The organism is Denitrificimonas halotolerans, assembly GCF_034259425.1.
Lineage (GTDB): Bacteria > Pseudomonadota > Gammaproteobacteria > Pseudomonadales > Pseudomonadaceae > Denitrificimonas > Denitrificimonas halotolerans.
The window spans coordinates 360,197-381,161 of the sequence record NZ_JAXIVU010000001.1; the positions used below are offsets into that span (position 1 = coordinate 360,197).

The 20,965-nt window shown below is 45.0% G+C and carries 22 protein-coding genes and 2 pseudogenes; 12 read left to right on the top strand and 12 right to left on the bottom strand.

Annotated elements, in window-relative coordinates; genetic code table 11:
* The 4 genes from TOI97_RS01745 to lptM are packed head-to-tail and all read right to left on the bottom strand — an operon-like array spanning position 1 to position 2,933.
* Positions 1–699 carry a DUF484 family protein gene (locus TOI97_RS01745; protein ID WP_321552395.1) on the bottom strand — a complete coding sequence of 233 codons (699 nt, stop codon included), beginning with the start codon at positions 697–699 and terminating at the stop codon, positions 1–3.
* Positions 696–1,529, bottom strand: a complete 834-nt coding sequence (locus TOI97_RS01750) for a diaminopimelate epimerase (protein WP_321552396.1) — start codon at positions 1,527–1,529, stop codon at positions 696–698. The genes TOI97_RS01745 and TOI97_RS01750 overlap by 4 nt, the downstream gene beginning before the upstream one ends.
* A 1-nt stretch (position 1,530) precedes the next feature.
* The gene (lysA, locus tag TOI97_RS01755) at positions 1,531–2,781 is read right to left on the bottom strand and encodes a diaminopimelate decarboxylase (protein ID WP_321552397.1); all 1,251 of its coding nucleotides are present in this window, start codon (positions 2,779–2,781) and stop codon (positions 1,531–1,533) included.
* Positions 2,782–2,792: 11 nt separating this feature from the next.
* Positions 2,793–2,933, bottom strand: a complete 141-nt coding sequence (lptM, locus tag TOI97_RS01760; protein ID WP_321552398.1) for an LPS translocon maturation chaperone LptM — start codon at positions 2,931–2,933, stop codon at positions 2,793–2,795.
* Between the two features lie 181 nt (positions 2,934–3,114).
* On the opposite strand from lptM, the gene cyaY reads away from it, so the two are divergent.
* Together cyaY and rnk are read left to right on the top strand one after the other, a co-directional pair.
* A complete protein-coding gene (gene cyaY, locus TOI97_RS01765) occupies positions 3,115–3,447 on the top strand; it encodes an iron donor protein CyaY (protein WP_321552399.1) in 333 nt (110 codons plus the stop codon).
* Between the two features lie 158 nt (positions 3,448–3,605).
* On the top strand, positions 3,606–4,013 hold the full coding sequence (rnk, locus tag TOI97_RS01770) for a nucleoside diphosphate kinase regulator (RefSeq protein ID WP_321552400.1): 408 nt from the start codon (positions 3,606–3,608) through the stop codon (positions 4,011–4,013).
* A gap of 106 nt (positions 4,014–4,119) precedes the next feature.
* Here rnk and TOI97_RS01775 read toward each other — a convergent pair whose 3' ends face one another.
* From TOI97_RS01775 to trxC, 4 genes are all read right to left on the bottom strand, one after another.
* The gene (locus TOI97_RS01775; protein ID WP_321552401.1) at positions 4,120–4,362 is read right to left on the bottom strand and encodes a TIGR02647 family protein; all 243 of its coding nucleotides are present in this window, start codon (positions 4,360–4,362) and stop codon (positions 4,120–4,122) included.
* A 56-nt stretch (positions 4,363–4,418) separates the two neighbouring features.
* Positions 4,419–4,886 carry a hypothetical protein gene (locus TOI97_RS13280; protein ID WP_407651290.1) on the bottom strand — a complete coding sequence of 156 codons (468 nt, stop codon included), beginning with the start codon at positions 4,884–4,886 and terminating at the stop codon, positions 4,419–4,421.
* 51 nt (positions 4,887–4,937) lie between these two features.
* Positions 4,938–6,332 (bottom strand): argininosuccinate lyase, encoded by a 1,395-nt coding sequence (gene argH / locus TOI97_RS01785; RefSeq protein ID WP_321552402.1) that lies wholly within the window; start codon positions 6,330–6,332, stop codon positions 4,938–4,940.
* Between the two features lie 72 nt (positions 6,333–6,404).
* Positions 6,405–6,845, bottom strand: a complete 441-nt coding sequence (gene trxC, locus TOI97_RS01790) for a thioredoxin TrxC (RefSeq protein WP_321552403.1) — start codon at positions 6,843–6,845, stop codon at positions 6,405–6,407.
* 152 nt (positions 6,846–6,997) lie between these two features.
* Between trxC and TOI97_RS01795 the strand changes: the two genes are divergently transcribed.
* The 7 genes from TOI97_RS01795 to TOI97_RS01825 all read left to right on the top strand — a co-directional run bounded on the left by TOI97_RS01795 (position 6,998) and on the right by TOI97_RS01825 (position 13,284).
* Positions 6,998–7,495: a GspH/FimT family pseudopilin gene (locus TOI97_RS01795; RefSeq protein WP_321552404.1), complete on the top strand. Its 498-nt coding sequence runs from the start codon at positions 6,998–7,000 to the stop codon at positions 7,493–7,495.
* Between the two features lie 137 nt (positions 7,496–7,632).
* Entirely contained in the window at positions 7,633–8,403 is a 771-nt protein-coding gene (locus TOI97_RS01800; RefSeq protein WP_321552405.1) for a LytR/AlgR family response regulator transcription factor, read from the top strand.
* A 54-nt stretch (positions 8,404–8,457) separates the two neighbouring features.
* Complete coding sequence (gene hemC, locus TOI97_RS01805; protein WP_321552406.1) at positions 8,458–9,417, top strand: hydroxymethylbilane synthase; 960 nt, start codon at positions 8,458–8,460, stop codon at positions 9,415–9,417.
* Positions 9,414–10,184 (top strand): uroporphyrinogen-III synthase, encoded by a 771-nt coding sequence (locus tag TOI97_RS01810; RefSeq protein ID WP_321552407.1) that lies wholly within the window; start codon positions 9,414–9,416, stop codon positions 10,182–10,184. The genes hemC and TOI97_RS01810 overlap by 4 nt, the downstream gene beginning before the upstream one ends.
* A 10-nt stretch (positions 10,185–10,194) precedes the next feature.
* The gene (locus tag TOI97_RS01815) at positions 10,195–11,424 is read left to right on the top strand and encodes a uroporphyrinogen-III C-methyltransferase (RefSeq protein WP_321552408.1); all 1,230 of its coding nucleotides are present in this window, start codon (positions 10,195–10,197) and stop codon (positions 11,422–11,424) included.
* Between the two features lie 2 nt (positions 11,425–11,426).
* Positions 11,427–12,677: a heme biosynthesis HemY N-terminal domain-containing protein gene (locus TOI97_RS01820; protein ID WP_321552409.1), complete on the top strand. Its 1,251-nt coding sequence runs from the start codon at positions 11,427–11,429 to the stop codon at positions 12,675–12,677.
* A gap of 100 nt (positions 12,678–12,777) precedes the next feature.
* Complete coding sequence (locus tag TOI97_RS01825; RefSeq protein WP_321552410.1) at positions 12,778–13,284, top strand: disulfide bond formation protein B; 507 nt, start codon at positions 12,778–12,780, stop codon at positions 13,282–13,284.
* Positions 13,285–13,335: 51 nt separating this feature from the next.
* Here the strand turns inward: TOI97_RS01825 and TOI97_RS01830 are convergent, their stop codons facing one another.
* From TOI97_RS01830 to gdhA, 4 genes are all read right to left on the bottom strand, one after another.
* Complete coding sequence (locus TOI97_RS01830; protein ID WP_321552411.1) at positions 13,336–14,757, bottom strand: aspartate ammonia-lyase; 1,422 nt, start codon at positions 14,755–14,757, stop codon at positions 13,336–13,338.
* A gap of 299 nt (positions 14,758–15,056) precedes the next feature.
* A complete protein-coding gene (locus tag TOI97_RS01835; protein WP_321552412.1) occupies positions 15,057–17,456 on the bottom strand; it encodes a Lon protease family protein in 2,400 nt (799 codons plus the stop codon).
* A gap of 200 nt (positions 17,457–17,656) precedes the next feature.
* Positions 17,657–17,983, bottom strand: a complete 327-nt coding sequence (locus TOI97_RS01840) for a TraR/DksA family transcriptional regulator (RefSeq protein ID WP_321552413.1) — start codon at positions 17,981–17,983, stop codon at positions 17,657–17,659.
* Positions 17,984–18,158: 175 nt separating this feature from the next.
* Positions 18,159–19,496 (bottom strand): NADP-specific glutamate dehydrogenase, encoded by a 1,338-nt coding sequence (gene gdhA, locus TOI97_RS01845; protein ID WP_321552414.1) that lies wholly within the window; start codon positions 19,494–19,496, stop codon positions 18,159–18,161.
* A gap of 355 nt (positions 19,497–19,851) precedes the next feature.
* Between gdhA and TOI97_RS13285 the strand changes: the two genes are divergently transcribed.
* The 3 genes and pseudogenes from TOI97_RS13285 to TOI97_RS01855 all read left to right on the top strand — a co-directional run.
* The gene (locus TOI97_RS13285) at positions 19,852–20,148 is read left to right on the top strand and encodes a ZrgA family zinc uptake protein (RefSeq protein ID WP_407651291.1); all 297 of its coding nucleotides are present in this window, start codon (positions 19,852–19,854) and stop codon (positions 20,146–20,148) included.
* Positions 20,123–20,428, top strand: a pseudogene (locus TOI97_RS01850) (ATP-binding cassette domain-containing protein); the annotation flags it as partial. The gene TOI97_RS13285 and the pseudogene TOI97_RS01850, both read left to right, overlap by 26 nt.
* Positions 20,429–20,613: 185 nt before the next feature.
* A pseudogene (locus tag TOI97_RS01855) lies at positions 20,614–20,965 on the top strand (RNA-guided endonuclease InsQ/TnpB family protein); the annotation flags it as partial.

The window sequence follows — 20,965 nt, forward strand, 5'->3', positions numbered from 1 at the left end:
TTATTTCACCGCACGTAATGAGTCCAACATTTTAGGCAATAAACGCGCCAAAACATCAGTTAAATATGTCAAAAATAATGTATCCACTGCATTACTATAGTGATGTTGATCAGCGCTACCGACTGCTAAGACCCCATGTACACCTTGATGCTCTAAAACAGTAATTGCTGCAGATTTAATCGACTTTGCTTGCTCGGCACCAAACAAAAATGCCAGCTCTTGCGGACGAAACACACCACTTAACGGTTTACTGCTATTCAGCAAGCTCCCAATTGACTGTTGCGCAGATGCAAGCGTAGTGCTACGACCAACATTAACTGGCCGATCACTAAAGATTATCAGCCCAACAAAAGGTACTTTGAACGAATGGCGTAAGCTATCATCCACAACACTCACTAACTCATCTATTGTTTGAGCGTCCAGCATTTCCAACGCGAGATGACGTGTTTTATCAAACAAGCGACCATTAATACGTGCCACCGACATTAATTGATCCAATCGACTATGCAGCTCGGCATTGCGCTCACGCAAAACCTGCATTTGACGCTCAACCAAAGAGATAGCCTCACCTCTCTCATGAGGAATTTGCATTTGCTCAATCAACTCATCCCGACCCACAAAAAACTCGGGGTTGGTTGTTAAATAAGCAGCGACTTGCTCTGCAGTAATCATTTTTGCCGACTTGCGCAAATTACTCATAAACGAATTTGTCCTTCATACACTCGCGTTGAAGCACCGGTAAAATAAACATGCTGGTCCTTATTGCGCCACTCTAGAACTGCGTTAGCAGAACCTTTTGCAAAACCAACCTGCAGGCACTCATCAGTCCACCCTTGGGTCACGCTCGCAACAGCAATCCCTGATAAACCCTCGTGATAACTATCTAATTCACCTCGACCCAACTGCCAAGTGCGCACATTAAGCTGTCCGTGATTTTGTACCTGCACAACGCTAACAAGGTCACCCACTGCGAACTTCGCTTGCTGCTCAAGCAATCCTGCCAATTGCGCCATAGGCACCCGAGCCAAATCAGCAACCCGTAATACAGCGTGCCGACTCGCTTGCAATAATATGAGCAGCGCTATCTCCAACAGCCAGCCACTCCCCTGATGCAGCTGGGTAAAGCTAGCCGGTAAAGTTGTCACCTCAGCCTCAAGCTTAGGCGTCGCTAAAGGCACTGTGACAGAACCATCAACATGCAATTGCACATCCAAGACCACGCCCCTCACCTCAACACGCATTTGGGCCTTTGAAATGAGTCGCTTATCCGCCACAAGACGCACCACTAAACATAAATCACTTGCTAAGCAGTCAACCTCAACGCCATCTTGATCAAACATACGACAACCAAAATCAACATCTGGGTGCCGCGGCACTTCAATTAACGCCAAACGCCGAAAGCCCACACCAAAACGACGGTCACTCCACTCTCGCATTTTCTGCGGTTGGATATAGGCATGCTGACTGATCAAGTCGAGCACCATCAAATCATTGCCCAGACCGTGCATTTTGCTAAAACGCAGGAGCATATTATGACTCCGGCAATAAACTTTCGTGAGCGTAAAGCTCCTCTATGGTTTCACGTCGGCGTACCAGATACGCTTTATCATCATCCACTACCACTTCCGCGGCACGCCCACGGCTGTTGTAGTTAGAGCTCATAACAAAGCCATAGGCACCCGCGGAGCAGACAGCCAACAAGTCATTTTCAGCTAAAACCAACTCACGCTCTTTCGCTAAAAAATCTCCCGTTTCACAGACTGGCCCAACAACATCATAGCTGCGCGGCATTCCGGTACGCGGCTTAACTGGCTGAACCCCCATCCAAGCTTGATACAAAGCTGGACGCAGTAAATCATTCATTGCCGCATCAACAATGGCAAAATCCTTATGCTCGGTATGTTTTAAATATTCTACTTTAGTTAGCAAAACCCCTGCATTTGCCACAATATAGCGCCCTGGCTCAAACACCAATGCTAAGTTACGACCTGCCACACGCTCTCGTACTGCAGCCATATAATCACCCGCGCAAGGGGGTTCTTCATCCTGATAGCGCACACCTAAGCCACCACCTAAGTCAAGGTGACTGACTTGAATACCGCGCTGAGCTAGACGATCAACAAGCAATAAAACACGATCAAGAGCGTCTAAGAATGGATCTAAAGTGGTAAGCTGCGAACCGATATGACAATCGACACCTTTAATAGCTATATTACTTAAGGTCGCTGCGCGCAAATAAACTGATTCAGCAATCTCAATATCAATACCAAATTTATTGTCTTTCAAGCCCGTAGATATATACGGGTGAGTACCTGCATCAACATCCGGATTAACTCGTAAAGAAACTGGGGCAATCACTCCCAAATGAGCGGCCACTTCTTGTAATCGGTCCAACTCATCCACTGATTCCACATTAAAACAATGCACACCCACTTCTAAAGCACGGCGCATTTCTTCACGGGTTTTACCTACACCAGAAAAAACCACACGCTCTGGCTTTCCACCAGCTGCCAATACACGCTCTAGCTCACCAACGGAAACAATATCAAAGCCAGCGCCCAGACGCGCTAGGATATTTAATACCGCAATATTAGAGTTCGCTTTAACTGCAAAGCAAACCAAGTGTTCAACCCCTTCGAGCGCATCAGCATAACTTCGATATTGCGCTTCAATGTGTGCTCGCGAGTAAACGTAGGTAGGCGTACCATACTTTTCAGCAATCGCTGATAAAGCGACATTTTCTGCATGTAATTCATTCTGTTTATAGTTAAACGCTTGCATAGAATACTTCCTTAAAACTCGTAACGATCTTTACGGTGTTCATGAGCTGCTTTCTCATCATCAGGATGGTAAAGCGGACCTTTTTGCCCGCAAGCGGTTAAACCCAGTAACATGACTGTCAACACTATAAATGGAAGCAAAATACGCTTCATAATAAATCCTTTGTCAAAACGATGAATGCAATGAGTATACCGACCCCTTATAAACTTGCCTATGCGCAGAGTAAGCCTCAGGGCTAGGATATGCATGAAAAAGACGTATTATTGTCTGCTGTATCTAAGTATTTGACTCCCACACTTTAATTGATCCACTCAAATTATAAAGGAGCTCGCAATGAGCCTAAACAATAGCCAATTCCATGACCTTGTGGACCGCACCCAAAGAGATCTTGAAGACATTATTGATAACGGTGATGCAGATATTGATCTTGAGAGCAGCGCAGGTATCCTTACTTTAACTTTTGAAAATCAACATCAAGTCATTCTCAGCCGCCAAGAACCTTTAAAACAGCTCTGGCTCGCAGACCGTAGCGGTGGTTTTCACTTTGATTACGACAGCGAACAAAATACGTGGGTCTGCTCAGGTACTCAGCAAACATTAGCGCAAATGCTCAGTGAAATCCTTTTAGCACACACCCAAGAGCATTTTGATCTAAGCAGCCTTTAATTATTTATCGGACACAGCATATCCACTTGCTTATTTAGATATCTGTGATACGTTGAACTTATTGCTGTAATGAAAAACAGCAGCTTAAAACCCCGTCATTTGGCGGGGTTTTGTCTTTTTTACTCTCTGATAAATAATTTTAGGAGTGCACAAACACCATGAGCAACAAGCCCGCGATTACCGTCACTCGTCTAGACATGCAACGTCTTGAGCAAATGCTCGACAATTTAGATGACTATGATGACGCTGCAGAGGCCTTAGAGGTAGAACTTGCTCGCGCTAATTTTGTTGGTCATACGGAAATTGCTAGTGATATTGTGACAATGAACTCCACAGCACACTTCCATGAAGCCAACAGTGCAGCAGACTATGAACTGACTCTAACCTATCCGAAACAAGGTGGTATTGAGGGTAATGTTTCAATTTTAGCACCCATCGGCATGGCACTATTAGGCTTACAGGTCGGACAAGAAATTGACTGGGAGACCCCCAAGGGAAAAAGCCTAAAATTGATTTTAAACAGGGTAAGCTATCAGCCTGAGGCAGCCGGTGATTTTACTCTATAATTTTATTTGAACACTCAATAAATAACCGCCAATCATGGTTGATACGCTAAAATAGCTTGCCTCACTTTCTCTTCAGCATAAAAAGCTATCAACCATGATGATTTACCTAATCTGAATTAGAATTCAATACTATCAATACAGCTTGCGCATGCGCAGCTGTCTCTAAACCCAAGCTTGTTAAATAACCACCATCATCCTGAGTGATCAACCCTTTCTCATATAAACGTTGAGCGGCTGCAACACGGTCAGCACCAGCACTACTGTGCACCTTAATTCCCTCCTGAGTACTGTCTAAGTTATACAAACATAACACTTCCAACTCCGCGAGAATTTCCGAGTTCCAAGACATAATGCACTCCATCTAATAATCAGATTATAAAGGGCTTGTAACTATTACCTGATACTTTAAGACCCTTCAGGCAGCTGTGGTAATGCACGTAAAGCACGCTCATAAGCATCCATATCAAAAGCGCGATCAGCCTCTAACATTTCGCTGATTTGCCATGCTAAAACTTGCGCCATCATCTGCACAATGTCTTCACGCTCATATCCGACTACAGTCAACTTATTAAATACAGCTTGCGCCGCGGCTGGCTGCTGTGCAGATAATTGATTTTCTATAGCTTGAATCAACTCATCACCAACAGCGTCATCGTCTACGTGCTCTTCTCGCATCGACTCTACCGGCTCTCCCTGCGGCTGCTGCCCTACCAAAGAAGCAGCGACCTCACCTATAGGTACTCCTCCTTCATCAAGTTGGCACAGCATGCAATCACCTGCTTCACCTTGATTGGTTTCCACATAACGCACTCTGCGACTAGCTGAGGTGCGATCAGCCGATACTTGAAAGCGAGCATCTCTCGGTTTATCCATCACACTAACCCCCTAAAAGATTGTTCAGCTAAAGCCGCAGATGTTTAGTGCCTAGCGACTCTGTAATAATTCACGACCACGCAAGACTGCTGCACGCACTTGCGTGGGTGCGGTACCACCAATGTGGTCACGGGCGCTTACTGAGCCTTCTAAAGTCAAGACTTCAAAAACATCCTCAGTAATTTCAATACTGAACTGCTGTAATTCAGCCAAACTCATCTGCGCCAAGTCTTTCTCATTTTCCACACCATAACGTACTGCCAGACCAACAATTTCATGGCAATCGCGGAAAGGAAGTCCCTTACCTACCAAGTAGTCAGCTAAGTCTGTTGCGGTGGAGAATCCACGCAATGCTGCTTCACGCATCATCTCAGTTTTAGGCTTAATTGCAGGCACCATGTCAGCAAAAGCCCGTAAACTATCTCGCAAGGTGTCAGCCGCATCAAACAACGGTTCTTTATCTTCTTGGTTATCTTTGTTGTAAGCTAGCGGTTGGCTTTTCATCAAAGTTAATAATCCCATAAGCGAACCAAAGACACGGCCACTCTTACCCCGCACCAACTCTGGCACATCTGGATTTTTCTTCTGCGGCATAATAGAACTACCCGTACAGAAACGATCAGGTAAATCAATAAACTGAAACTGTGCTGAGGTCCACAGCACTAACTCTTCAGAAAAACGTGACAAATGCATCATGGCTACACTGGCAGCCGCACAAAACTCAATAGCAAAGTCACGATCTGAAACGCCATCTAGTGAGTTACCAGAAACACCTTCAAAACCAAGTAATTCACAGGTAAATTCACGATCAATGGGATAAGTTGTTCCCGCCAACGCAGCACTTCCTAATGGCATACGGTTAGTACGCTTCCGACAATCCACTAAACGTTCATAGTCACGTGAAAGCATTTCAAACCAAGCCAACATATGATGACCAAAAGTCACGGGTTGGGCAGTTTGCAAGTGAGTAAAGCCTGGCATAATAGTTTCTGCGTGCGCTTCAGCCAAACCTAAAAGGCCCTCTTGCAAGCGGGTAATTTCAGCTAAAATTACATCAATCTCATCACGTAGCCACAAACGGATATCTGTCGCAACTTGATCATTACGACTGCGCCCCGTGTGCAACTTCTTACCAACGATGCCAACCTGTTCAGTCAAACGCGCCTCGATGTTCATATGCACATCTTCAAGCTCAGTGCTCCAAACAAACTCACCGTTAGCAATTTCTTGCTCGATACTTTTCAAGCCAGCAATGACGGTATCTCGTTCTTCAGCGGTTAAAACGCCCACTTTAGCTAGCATTGTGGCATGAGCAATAGAGCCCATAATGTCATGGCGATACAGGCGTTGATCAAAATCCACCGACGCAGTAAAGCGCGCGACAAATGCATCCACCGGCTCGCTAAAACGGCCACCCCAAGATTGATTGGTTTTTTCCTTGCTCATTAATACTGCCCAGCTAAACAATTAAAGATGTACATATAATAACAGGAAGGCGCGCAATTATGGGTGCCTGTTTTAACTATCTACACCATAACTCTTAAGCCAGTTGAGCAAGTTGATTAAAGGCATAGCACCGCTTTGTCGTGCAACTTCTTTGCCATTACGAAACAAGATCAAACTGGGAATAGAGCGCACACCCAATTCGGCGGATAAGCCTGGATAAGCTTCACTATCGAGCTTGGCAAAACGGCAGCGACCGCTCAACTGTTGAGCTGCCTCACTAAAGATTGGTGCAAACTGGCGACAAGGACCACACCAACTTGCCCATACATCCACTAACAAAGGCACATCTCCTTGACGTTGTTTAGCAAAAACCGCTGCATCTAAATCAAATGCTGTCATCATAAAAATAGCTTGTTTACATGAACCACATTTTGGATGCTCAGTACGCTTTTGATTGGGAATACGGTTTAAAGTCGCGCAATGTGCACAAGGAACAATAATGGAATCACTCATTTCACTCACCTTTATTCTTCAATAGGAATAGGAAATACTTTACTTTATTTTTTAAATATCCCCCCTCACAACTATTTGCCAACAAGTCTTTTCTAGACTACTACTAAATAACATTACAAATGACCATAAGTAGCAAGTGGAGACACTTTTGTATGGAAGGTCAACGTGCGTTTAGCCTCATAGAAATCCTGCTAGTATTGACTCTAGTGATGATAATTGGCGTCATTGCTGCACCCGGACTGCAAAACCTCTTGGAGCGCAACCAGCAGCATACGTTATATAGGCAGGTGTTGCGCACTCTACAATTGGCACGTTCCCACGCGATTATTCAAGGCGTCAGCGTTGAGGTGTGCGCTAGCAATGATGGCTTAATCTGCTCTAGCAACTGGCCTTCAGGTTGGCTAATACGAGAAGTAGACAGCCTTAAACTCATAACTTTTATACAACCTAATCACAACCCACACCTCTATTGGAGAGGGTTTCAAACACGCATCGTTTTTCATAGCAACGGCACCAGTCCTTTAAGCAATGGACGTTTTTTCAGTTGCTCACAACCGCTCATCAGCTGGCAAATCATTCTTAACCGTCAAGGCCGCTTGCGTACAGCCTCCTCCCACGAGAACAGCCTAAGCAAACACGACTGCAACTAACACTTTAGTATTTTAAAATGTAACAACCCTTGCACACTTGAGTATTGACTGGTAACACTGCTAGATAACTGGATCGCTACACTACACGTCAAAACCCATCTGGTTTTCGACCTTTAAAGTAGAGGCGCCTAAGCACAATGAAAATATTAGTCGCAGATAAAGACCTGCAAACTTATGCGAACTTAATACGCGCTACTACAAAGCTCGCGGATTGCACCATACTGCAACCTCTTATCAGCAAGGGTGATCAGGTTGTCCAACTTGTGGAAAAGCTCTTACCTGATGTACTCCTATTGAGTTTTGATTTAGATAATATCGATGGCTTACAAGTTGCTGCACAACTCTGTACGCATCCTAACGCACCAGCTATCATTTTTTGTTTAGACAGTCAGAACCAGCAAGCTTCTGCTCTACAAGAAAACCATATAAAGCATCTACTTAAACCCATCACAGGCAAACAACTGCATTTAGCATTAACTCAAGCGCAACGCTTAACTCCAGCACAGTTAATTGCTTTTTCTCGTACTCCACAAACACTTAATATACCTCGCACCTATCTGAGCGCACGCACCTACAAAGGGCTTGAGCTCATCCCTTTTACAGAGGTCATTTATTGTATTGCTGACAATAAATATGTCACTTTGCGCCACAGTCGAGGCGAAACTCTACTGGACGAGTCTCTTAAATCATTACACCAAGAGTTTGGCGAGCAGCTTGTACGTATTCATCGTAATGCCTTAGTGAGCCGTAAACATATTGATTACTTACAACGTACCGACAATGGACAACATGTTTTATATTTACGGGGCGTTACAAATCCCTTAAGCATAAGTCGTCGTCATGTAGCTGCTATACGGACACTCATTCACTCACTAAAAAATCTTGACCTACCACATGAGGTAAGCTGAGGCTGTGCCTGCTATCATTCCTGTTATAAACATTGATAATTTTGGATTAGAACTATGTCTTTAAGTGAAGAACCTATAACCGAACTGCGTATTGCCACCCGTAAAAGTGCTTTAGCTCTATGGCAAGCAGAGTTTGTAAAAGCTAAGCTTGAGGCAGCACACCCGCAACTTACAGTTACTTTAGTGCCTATGGTCAGTCGCGGTGATCAGCTACTTGATTCACCTTTAGCCAAAATCGGCGGAAAAGGTTTATTCGTTAAAGAACTACAGTCAGCCTTAATCTCAAAAGAAGCAGACATTGCTGTGCACTCGATGAAAGATGTGCCCATGGCTTTCCCTGAGGGGTTAGGCCTGTACTGCGTATGTGAACGTGAAGACCCAAGTGATGCTTTTGTCTCAAACACCTACGCTAACCTTAATGAATTACCGGAAGGTAGCATCGTTGGCACATCTAGCCTCAGACGCCAAGCGCAAATTCTCGCTCAACGTCCTGACTTAGTTGTGAATTTCTTACGCGGAAATGTAAACACCCGCTTAGCGAAGTTAGATGACGGCCAATATGATGCCATTATTCTCGCTACTGCCGGCCTGCTGCGCTTAGGTTTCGAAGAGCGTATTCGCAGTCGCCTTGATGTCAGCATCAGCTTACCTTCAGGCGGCCAAGGTGCTGTAGGTATTGAGTGCCGCAGTGATGATACGGCCATCCACGAGTTACTTAAACCTTTACATCATCCCAATACAGCTGCTCGTGTAATAGCCGAACGTGCACTCAATCGCCACTTAAACGGTGGCTGCCAAGTCCCCATTGCGTGTTATGCCGAACTAGAAGGTGATGAGTTATGGTTACGCGGTTTTGTTGGTCAGCCAGATGCTTCAACTTTACTTTTTGCCGATAAACGCGCTCACCGCGATGAAGCAGAAGCCTTAGGTATTGCTGTAGCAGAAGATCTTTTAGCTCAAGGTGCAGGAGAGATCTTGGCTGCATTGTATGAAGAAGAGACTCCAGTACAGTGAATCCATGGCGTGTGCTCATTACTCGACCAAGTGCAGATAATGCGATTTTATCTGCGTTACTGGCTGAGCATCATATTTATAGCAGCAGTTTACCGCTTTTAGAGATCGAAGCGTTGCCCGAAACACCTGCGCAGCGCTCATTAATACTCAATCTTGATCAATACTGCGCTGTTGTTGTTGTGAGCAAGCCTGCAGCGTTACTGGGCTTACAACGCATTGATCAGTATTGGCCGCAACCCCCAATTAATCAACACTGGTTTACTGTAGGAGCTGGCTCCGGCCAAATATTAGCTGATTATGGGCTCCCAGTTAGTTGGCCTGAGCAGGGTGATGATAGCGAAGCTTTACTTGCCCTTCCCAAATTTTTGGAAACACTCGACACGTACAACCCTCGCGTCTTAGTCATGCGTGCCGATGTCGGCCGCAACTTTCTATCAGAGCAATTAAGAGCCCGTGGTATTGAAGTTGATTTTTTACCGCTTTATCGCAGGCGCTTACCCGTTTATCCTACGGGAACATTGAATGCCCGTATACAACAGGAACAGCTTAACGGTCTAGTGGTCAGTAGCGAGCAAGGATTACGTCACTTAATTGAATTGGCCGCAGAACATTGGCCAATCTTGGCCTCTTTAGTATTGTTTGTACCAAGTCCGCGCGTCGCTAAAATCGCTCGCAAGCTCGGTGCGCAACAGGTTATCGATTGCCGCGGTGCCAATAACCAAGCTGTCTTAAATGCCTTGGCCACACATGCCGCACCATCAGCATAAGGATTTAGTTATGACTCAGTCATCAGAAAAACCAGAAACCACAACGGATAAAAAAACAGCTGATGCAGCCAAACAAGACAATGCCAAAAAGTCTGAACAGACTGCAAATAAACAGCAAAATAATAAACAGCAAGCCGGTCAGCAAAAAGTGACCTCACAACAGTCAACACCCCAAAACAAAAAACCTGAAGAAAAGTCTTCATCTGGTAAGGGCATCGCTATTCTTGCCCTTATTATCAGTTTAGGTGGCTTAGGTGCTGGCGGCTGGAGCTTGATGCAAAACCAAGGTTTTGTTGACGGCTCTTCTAAACAAGAGCAGCAGCAACAAGCACTAGAGCAAGAACTAAGCAACATGCGTGAACAAAATGCTGAACTAGTCAAACGTGAGCAACAACTTCGAAATGCCCTAGCTCAACTACCTTCCAGCACTGAACTTCTGCAAGGGCGTGAGCTAGTTGCTGATTTACAAGCCGAACAACAGCAACTATCGCAGCGCCTAGACAAGGTACTTGGTGCAAGCAGACAAGATTGGCGTTTAGCCGAGGCTGAACACTTATTGCGGATGGCTAGTTTACGCTTGCGCGCATTACATGACACCAATAGTGCCCGCTACTTGCTAGAAGCAGCAGACCAAATTTTACAAGCTCAAAATGACCCAGCTGCTTTTGCCGCTCGTGAACAGCTTGCCCGCAGCATCGCAGCCCTACGTTCCAACAATACAGTTGACCGCACTGGTTTATTTGTCAAACTGGGTGCATTACACCAACAGGCGAGCCAACTCACACACTTAGCACCTGAGTTTGTCAAAGGCAAAGGCGAACAAGCTGAAGTTTCTTCTGGGGACGGCGCTGGTTATTGGGCACAATGGTGGGAACAAATTTCACGCTACCTACGCGTGGATTTTAATGCCAGCGAACAAGTACAACCTTTATTAGCTGGACAAAGCCTCACTCAAGTGCGCTTAGCCTTAGGCTTGGCTTTAGAGCAAGCTCAATGGGCAGCTCTCAACGGTGCAACCGAGGTATATCAGCAAGCGCTACAACAAGCGTTGGCTATTTTGAATGCGCACTTTAGTGAGAAGGATCCTAATGTAAGCGGCCTACGCGAACAAATTTCTGAGCTGCACGAACAGAAAGTGAGTCAAGAACTACCAGACCTTAACAGCGCTTTAATCACATTAGAAGCCTATATTAATACCCGCTCAAGCCTAAAAGAGCCTAGCGAAGAGGAGTCTAATTAATCATGAAGCGCACCTACCTTATTTTGCTTGTGGTTGTAGCGATCGCTGCGACACTGGGCATGTTTATTGCTGAACATACAGGCTATGTGCTTATTTCCTGGAAATCATTCCGTTTTGAGTCAAGCCTCTGGGTGTTCTTGGCTGTTCTTACTGCCATATTGGCCATACTTTACGGTATACGTACCCTCATTAAGATGATCTTGATTTCTACAGGACTGATAAACCCCTGGTCAAACCGCAACCAGAATCGCCGCTTACGTTATGCAGCAGAACAAGGCTCATTAGAGTTGGCACAGGGTAACTGGAAAAATGCTTTACGTCATTTACGTCGTGCAGCACAAGGTGAACGCCAACCCCTAGTCCATTTTCTAGGCGCAGCTAAAGCAGCAGAAAAGCTTGGTCACAGCGAGGAGGCTGATGAACTACTAGAGCAAGCATTAATGAAGCAACCTTCAGCCGAAGTGGCCATTGCACTAGCGCATGCTGACTTACAGCTCGAACGTGCTGACGATGCAGGAGCGCAAGACACTCTTGAGGCGATGCACGAGCTGCATCCAAACAATCAAGAAGTTCTCTTACGCTTACAAGCACTTTTGCGTCAACGTCAAGACTGGTCAGCACTCATCGGCTTGCTACCTGCTTTACGTAAATGTAAGCGCATCAGCAATGAGCAACTACAAAGTATTGAGTATCAAGCTTGGTCTGGCCGCCTAGCAACAGCCACTCAAGACAATACCCATGCCAATACTGAAGCAGCTTTGCAAGCTTTGAATACAGCATGGCAAAGTCTCTCAAATAAACTGCAGCAAGATCCTCAACTGGTCGCGGCTTATGCTACTGAATTGCTACGTTTAAATGATCATGAGTCAGCTGAGTCAGTCCTGCGCCATGCCTTACATGGCACGCTTAATGATGATTTAATTGAACTCTATGGCCGCGCCCAAGCAAAAGATACGGCCCGTCAGCTACAACTGGCAGAGAGCTGGCTTAAAACGACGCCGGACAATCCAGTTTTACTACGTGCTCTAGGCCGTCTCAGTTTGCGTAACCAATTATGGGGAAAAGCCCGTGACTATTTCGAAAGAAGTCTTAACTTGCATCGTGAGGCCCATACCTGCGCAGAATTGGCACGTTTACTAAGCCACTTAGGCGATACTCAGCGCAGCAACCAATTGTTTGCTGAGAGCTTCCAACTTCTTGAGCAATCCTTACCCTCACTACCTCAACCAGCAGAGCAACCTGCGCAACATTAACTAACCATCCAGCGTGTCACACACTGCTTGACACGCTGGGTGTATACATCTCCTTTGGCTGACGCGTACCACTCTAGGACTACTTTAACGAGGCATCTCAATGTACCCCCTTTCATCGCGCCAATTCTTTCTCTTAGGTTTTTTAGGCTCCACTGGCCTGATTGCTATGGCTTTATACCTTGAACATATTGTTGGCTTAGTTCCTTGCCCCTTATGCCATGTACAACGTTTCGCTGTAGCATTATTTGGCGTGGTTTGTTTACTTGCAGCTGTTCATAACCCAACACAAGTGGGAAGCCGTGTATATGCTATATTCACCCTACTTAGCGCTAGCTTTGGCATAGCTGCTGCAGGGCGACAAATTTGGTTACAAGGGTTACCTAAAGATCAGCTGCCCTCTTGCCTACCTCCTATGGAGTTTATGCTTGAAGCATTTCCTTTGCAGGAAGTAATCAGCAAAGTGCTACATGGAACAGCTGACTGTGCAGAAATAAACTGGACGCTTTTAGGACTCAATCTGGCTCAACTTAGCATGATCAGTTTTATACTGATGTTCACGCTAAGTGTTTATATTTTCTTGCAGAAAAAACAACAGCCAGCAAACTGATCACTCAATCTTATGCAGGACCTAGATAAGTCCTGCATAAAGATATTGCGTTTACTCTTTTAAAGGCTCTAAACGTGGGGCGATCATATTTTCCGGACGCAAGATGTCAGCTAGCAACGCCTCATCTAATAAGTTTTCTTTACGCACCAGCTCTAATACCCCACACCCTGTTTCCAAGGCATTCTTAGCAATACGCGTCGCATTGTCATACCCGATATACGGGTTGAGTGCAGTTATTAAGCCAATGGAGTGTTCCATTAGTGAGCGGCAACGTTCTTCGTTAGCTGTAATATCTACAATGCAATGCTCACGCAGCATATCCATCGCTCGTCGTAATAAACGAATCGAGTCAAACATCTTCCAAGCAATCAAAGGCTCCATAACATTAAGCTGCAATTGACCTGCCTCTGCCGCTAAAGTCAATGACAAATCGTTCCCGATCACTTCATATGCAACCTGACTCACAGCCTCTGGGATCACTGGGTTTACTTTTCCTGGCATGATTGAACTACCTGGCTGACGCGGCGGCAGATTAATTTCATTAATCCCTGTGCGCGGTCCACTTGATAGTAAGCGCAAGTCATTACAAATCTTTGACAGTTTGACTGCAGTCCGCTTCAGCATGCCTGAAAAAGCTACAAAAGATCCCATGTCAGAGGTTGCTTCAATGAGGTCTGGGGCAGCTTGGATGGGATGACCTGAAATAGCGGCCAAACGCTCCACAGCAATACATTGGTAACGGGGGTCTGCGTTAATACCAGTCCCAATGGCCGTCCCCCCTAAGTTTACTGGAGTAAATAAGTCTTCTGCCAAGCTCTTTAAACGATTTAAGTCTTGATTTAAATTGGCAGCGAAAGCTTTAAACTCTTGGCCCAGAGTCATAGGCACAGCATCTTGTAATTGGGTACGCCCCATTTTCAAGACATGAGCAAACTCTTCACCTTTATCCGCAAAAGCACCAATTAGACGCTCTAAGCTGAGTAAAAGGTCATTGTGACCTAATAGCAAACCGACCCGAATAGCTGTCGGATACGCATCGTTAGTTGATTGCGCCATATTGACATCATTGTTCGGATGCAAAAACTGATAATCACCTTTGTCTTTCCCCATGCTTTCCAAGGCTAAATTAGCAATGACCTCATTGGCATTCATATTGGTTGACGTACCCGCGCCACCTTGAATCATGTCAACAATGAACTGATCATGATGCTTACCATCCATTAGCTGCTTACAAGCGTGACTAATCGCAGCATGCTTTTCATCGCTCAAATAGCCCAACTCTTTATTCGCATCAGCAGCAGCCTGTTTGACCATAGCTAAAGCAATAACAAAGTTTGGATAATGCGATAAAGGAACACCACTGAGGTGAAAGTTGTGCATGGCCCGCAACGTCTGAATACCGTAATACGCATCTTTGGGGACAGGTAAAGAGCCCAGTAAATCATGCTCAGAACGAAACGCTGTTGCTGTCATACCCCACACACTCCTAGAACAAAATTTTATGAATAATCGAATAAACGAATAAACGAATCTTATGCTTTCCAGACCACTAAAGCGAATCTGCGCCCCTCAGTCACTGCGGTATAACGCCCCACCCCTGTGGATAACTCTGTGCACAGATTGTGTAATAAACTTACATCTTGGACAGTGAAATTAAGTAAAGCCTTAACCACTTGTTTTACCAAGACTTTCTAGAGCCTTCTATTATCACCGCACGACGCAAACATCCTAAAACTGTGGATAACTTAGTAATATTTTGTTAGTTGCAATAATTATGTCTCAGAGGCTTCTGCTTCGTTATCAGTCTGGCCAAGCTCTGAAATAATGCGTAAACGCTCAACAACTAAAGCATTTATGCTGCCCTCAGGAAAGCAACCTTCAGCGTTTACAGCACCCGCCTCTACACCGCTTAATAAGCTCAGCGCTTGATCTACATGTGTGACAGCGTAAATATGGAATTGCCCCTCTTTTACCGCTTCAACAACAGTTTCGTTCAGCAGTAAATTAATAATATTTGAACATGGAATAATGACTCCTTGATCACCGTTCAGGCCACGTTTTTGACACAGTTCAAAAAAACCTTCAATTTTCTCATTTACGCCACCGACGGCCTGTACTTCACCAAACTGGTTGATCGATCCAGTAATCGCAAAAGACTGCTTCAGCGGTATACGTGATAGCGCTGAAATTAATGCACATACTTCACCGAGCGAAGCGCTATCACCATCGATATATCCGTACGACTGTTCAAGTGCGATACTGGCTGAAATCGCCAAAGGAAACTCCTGCGCATAGCGGCTACCCATATAACCAGTCAAGATCATGACACCTTTAGAGTGGATCGGTTGACCTAAACTCACTTCTCGCTCTACGTCGACAATACCGCTACTGCCAGGGTAAACCGAAGCAGAAATACGTGCAGGCATTCCAAAAGCAGTGTCACCCATGGCCAACACAGTTAAACCATTACATTTACCTATCGCTGCCCCTTGAGTATCAATCAAAATTACCCCGGACAGCATATCGTCCATAATCCGTGTAGAGACACGCCCTGTTCGTTCAATACGAGCAGCAATAGCATTATCAATGTGCACAGCATCGGTGAGCTCTGCTCCTAAACTGTCTCTAAAGAAATCAGCCTCACTGACCACCTGAAAAATATCCGCTAAGCTGGCTGTCATGCGCTCTTTATGTTCTGCTAAACGAGCGCTATAACGTGCCAACTGCTTCACAGCTTCGCCAGTTAATGGAGCCATACCTTCTTCAGTAGTACGGGTATGCAGCAGCTGAGCAAACTGCCCTAAAGTGTCGTCAGCAAGCGGAATATCGCCATCAAAGTCCACCAACAAACGAAACATTTCTTGAAAATCAGGATCTAGCTGCTCTAACGCGTAATACAGCTGACGCGAACCAATCACCACCACCTTAACTTGCAAAGGAATAACTTGTGGTAGTAACGTCGCCGTTGCAATACGCCCTAGCTCAACCAGAGGTGACTCCATTTTTAACTGTCGAGAATGTAAAGCGCGCTTCAGTGCCTCCCAGACAAAAGGCTCAGTTAAGAGCTTCTCTGCTTCTAAAATTAAATACCCACCATTGGCGCTGTGTAATGCACCAGAGCGTAACTGACGGTAATTGGTATATAGCACGCCCTGTTCGGTACCATATTCAATGCGACCAAATAAATTATCGTAGGTTGGATGAGACTCAAATACGACCGGAGCACCTTCACCAGGCGTATGCCCAATGATTAAATTTGGACTGTACTGTTCCTCTAGTAACTTGCGCGCTACCGCATCACTATGATCCGCATCGACCAACTGTTCCACCACTGTTTTCAACAGATTCATTTGCATCGCTTCAAGGTACTCAACAACACTTGAGTGTTCTGCATACTTGTCCATCAAAGGTGCCAGTAAAGGCTTAAGTGCGGCAGCAATTGTTTCTTCATTCAACTCACGTAATTCGTTACTGGATTCACGCTTCCACTGCGGCAAACTGGATAACTCTTTATTGAGCTGCTCCTCTAACTCAGAGATATCTGCATGAAACTGTTCGCGTTCACTTTCTGGACGCTGAGCGAACTCCGCTTCATCTAAGGCTTTACCATCATGCATTGGCGTAAAAGCAATATTCATGCTGTCACGATACAAGGCGATATTTTTCTCTAATGCAAGCTTTTCAACGACATCTAAAGCCCGCTCATAGCGTCGATTAAAACCACGATCAATCGCACTTTTTTTCTGTTGCCACGCTGGAGTTTCAAATACGGCTGGGAAGGTTGCAAGTAAATTACCAAGTAAAGTATCAATATCCGCGCAAAACCGGCTCCCCTCTCCTGCTGGCAATTCAATGGCATGCGGCTCGCGCACGTCATGAAAGTGATTTACGTATAGCCAGTCAGAAGGTGTGGCACGTTTTTTAGCTTGCTCAGTTAAGTAACGTTTGGCATAGGAAAAACGTCCGGTACCGGGTTCGCCCATAATAAAAACGTTATAGCCTGGACGTTGCATAGAGACACCAAAGTGCAATGCTTGGACAGCTCGCGATTGTCCTAGCACACCTTCCAACGGCTGCAACTCTGCAGTGCTGGTGAAGTTAAAGTGCCCATTAAAGTTACGTGTTAACTGATCAGGGGATAAAAGCTGTGCTTTAGCAGTTGTATCAGGCATTGATTTTCCTTGCAGCGAGCGGCCATGCCGCGAAGTGAACTTGGCATTCTGGCCTTGCTTGAGGTCACAGTGCAAGGTTGAAATGAAAAGAAGAGAGGTTCAATGTAAATCACAACACAAGCTGCGCTCAAAGCTACCACAAAAAACAAACACTCGTAGTCAATCAGAACAGATGACTACGAGTGCTTGATGAAGGCGTTTTAAATTTGAGCTGAGTCAGCACAATTGATGCATAAAGTCGCAGCAGGTAAAGCCTCTAAGCGTGCGCTATGAATATCCTCACCGCACTTAAAGCACTCCCCATAAGTACCTGCTTCCAAGCGCTCTAAAGCCAATTTAACTTCTTTAATTCCACTACGTGCATCTTCCAATAAACCTTGTAACACCATATCATTTTGCCGTTCAGTAGCTTGCTCAGAAAAACTTTGTGCATGCTCACGTGACAAATCTCGTTCAATGGCTGTAGCACGTTCAATATATTCAGCCAGCAATGTTTCCAAACGTTGGCGAGAATCAATGGTGGTCATAATAACCTCTCCTAAATCATGCAAATCCAGTGCAGGGCTTATCGATTGTATAGGATCCATTGATTAAAGAAGTGACACTGGTCAAGCAGTTACTAAACAAGTTGGGCAATAAAAAACGCCCTCTGATAACTCAATAGGGCGTTTTTTACAGTACTGCGAGGTTGTTTAAGTGCCGTTAGACAATCCCTTGTGCCAACATAGCATCAGCGACTTTAACAAAGCCTGCAATATTCGCACCTTTAACATAATTCACACGGCCATTTTCCATACCGTAGTTCACGCAAGCAGCATGAATTTGCTGCATGATACTGTGCAGCTTGGCATCCACTTCACCATCAGTCCACAGTAGACGCATCGCATTCTGTGTCATTTCTAAACCGCTGACTGCAACACCACCGGCATTTGATGCTTTACCTGGTGCGTACAAAATGCCTTTTTCAATAAACAAATCAACGGCATCCAAAGTTGAAGGCATGTTTGCACCTTCTGCTACGCACATACAGCCATTTTCAACCAAAGTGCGCGCATCATGGATATCCAGTTCATTTTGCGTTGCACAAGGCAAAGCAATATCACACTGTAGCCCCCAAGGACGTTGCCCTGGTAAAAACTCTAAGCCAAAGTGCTCGGCCATTTCTTGCATACGGCCACGACGAACATTTTTCAAATCCATCAAGTAGTGCCAGTGATCGTTGTTCATACCCTCTTCAATATAAACAGTACCGCCTGAGTCAGATAAAGAAATGACCTTTCCTCCTAACTCAATCACTTTTTGCGCTGCATACTGTGCCACATTACCTGATCCTGAAATGGCAACACGTTGACCTTCAATACGACGCTTTACACTCTTCAGCATTTCTTCAGCAAAGTACACACAGCCATAACCTGTCGCTTCAGGACGAATTAAGCTACCACCATATGTCATACCCTTACCTGTGAAGACAGAAGTAAATTCATTGGCTAAACGCTTATACTGACCAAACATATAACCAATTTCACGTGCACCTACACCAATATCACCAGCAGGTACGTCTAGGTTGTGGCCGATGTGGCGATACAACTCAGTCATGAAGGACTGACAAAAACGCATCACTTCGTTATCGCTTTTACCTTTAGGGTCAAAGTCAGAGCCACCTTTACCTCCACCCATTGGCAGTGAAGTCAGGGAGTTTTTAAAAACTTGCTCAAAAGCTAAGAATTTTAATACACCAAGGTTCACGGATGGATGAAAACGCAAGCCGCCCTTATAGGGACCAATAGCGCTATTCATTTGAATCCGATAACCTCGGTTCACATGAACCTTACCAGCATCATCGACCCAAGGTACTCGGAACAAGATCACTCGCTCCGGTTCCACCATGCGCTCAATGATGCCGGCTTTCATATAGTGCGGATTTTCCTCAAGAAAAGGCCATAAAGTACGTAGCACTTCTTCAACAGCCTGATGAAATTCTGGCTGATCGGGGTCACGCTGTTTTATATGAGATAAAAACGCATCAAGAGTTTGGGACATAATATAAAGCCTCGGCAAACCGCACAGAGTGTGCAGTCATGGTTCTAAACCCCTCGACTTTATCAGTGCTGGGGTACTTTGTGGTAGAAAAAACTCATAAAAAAATCAAAAAATACATTTTTTAAAGCTGTTTCTAAGTTGCAATACTCACCTATATAACCATTAGTAGTATAAAAATGACTCAACAGCAAAAAAGACAGGTTATACTATAACTTATAATTATTGAGCATACTGGGGATTTTTATGCGTTTCAAACAGCAAAAGGTTAAAAAAGCAGAACAACCCTTAACATCCAATTACCTCTTCACACTGCCCCAAAAAGCTCAATGCACTTCCGAATCTATTCATCTTAATAATGATCTTAATACTCAAAATATGGGGGCAAAAAGCACACCAACACAGTAATATTCAAGTGCTCTATCCATTCCGCTGCACCAAGCCAGAAGCATTACAAACAATTGATTTCAGTGCTTTCTTTCAAGCTTTTCCACAAATGGAGCACTTACATATACAAATGATCAGCCCCAAACAACAGTTTGCCACTGAGCTCTCTCCACACCACAGTTTCTTAAAGTGCTTACTAAAGTTGGTCAGCTATTTAAAGTTTTTGAATTTGCGAGAAAAAAATGCCCTCAACTCCCCTTGTCATTGACCTACAAGCTTTACGCTTTGCCTGGCCTCAGCAAAATATACTGCTAGATATCAACAGCTTACAGCTTGCCTCCAAACAAAGTGTATTTTTAAAGGGGCCTTCTGGAAGTGGAAAAACTACTCTTTTAAGCTTGCTTAGCGGTGTGCAGCTCCCGCAAAGTGGTGTTATTCGAATTCTGGGACAAGATTTAAGCCAACTCAGTAGCAGCGCGCGTGACCGTTTTCGTGCAGACCATTTGGGCTTCATCTTTCAACAGTTTAATTTACTACCTTTTTTATCAAAATCGCGTAAGACCTTGTACTTTTAATGCGAGGATGGATAGCGAAGGGTGCGTAAGCAGCCCCTTAACAGGCTGCTAAAGTCTTTGCAGTATAGGTTGATACTGGTATTGTATACAGTATGATAAAGCACACCAAAACATTAAAAGTCCGAGTCCGAGACAGGCATGTGCCCTTGCTAAACCGCATGGCTCGCAGCGTCAATTTCGTTTGGAACTTTGTTAATGAATTAAGTCAACGCTCGATTAAAGAGCGTGGTGTGTTTTTGTCTGCGTATGATATGCATCCCTACACAAAGGGCGCAGGTAAAGAGCTTGGCCTGCATAGCCAAACCTTACAGTGCATTGCAGGTGAGTATGTCACACGCCGCAAGCAGTTTAAGAAAGTGCGGCTGAACTGGCGCAAATCAGGCGGTGTATGCCGCTCACTGGGCTGGATACCCGTCAATACCGGTGCAGCTCAATGGAAAAACGGGCAGGTCTACCACAACGGCCACTATTTTAAGGTCTGGGACAGCTACGGCTTGAACCAATACAAGT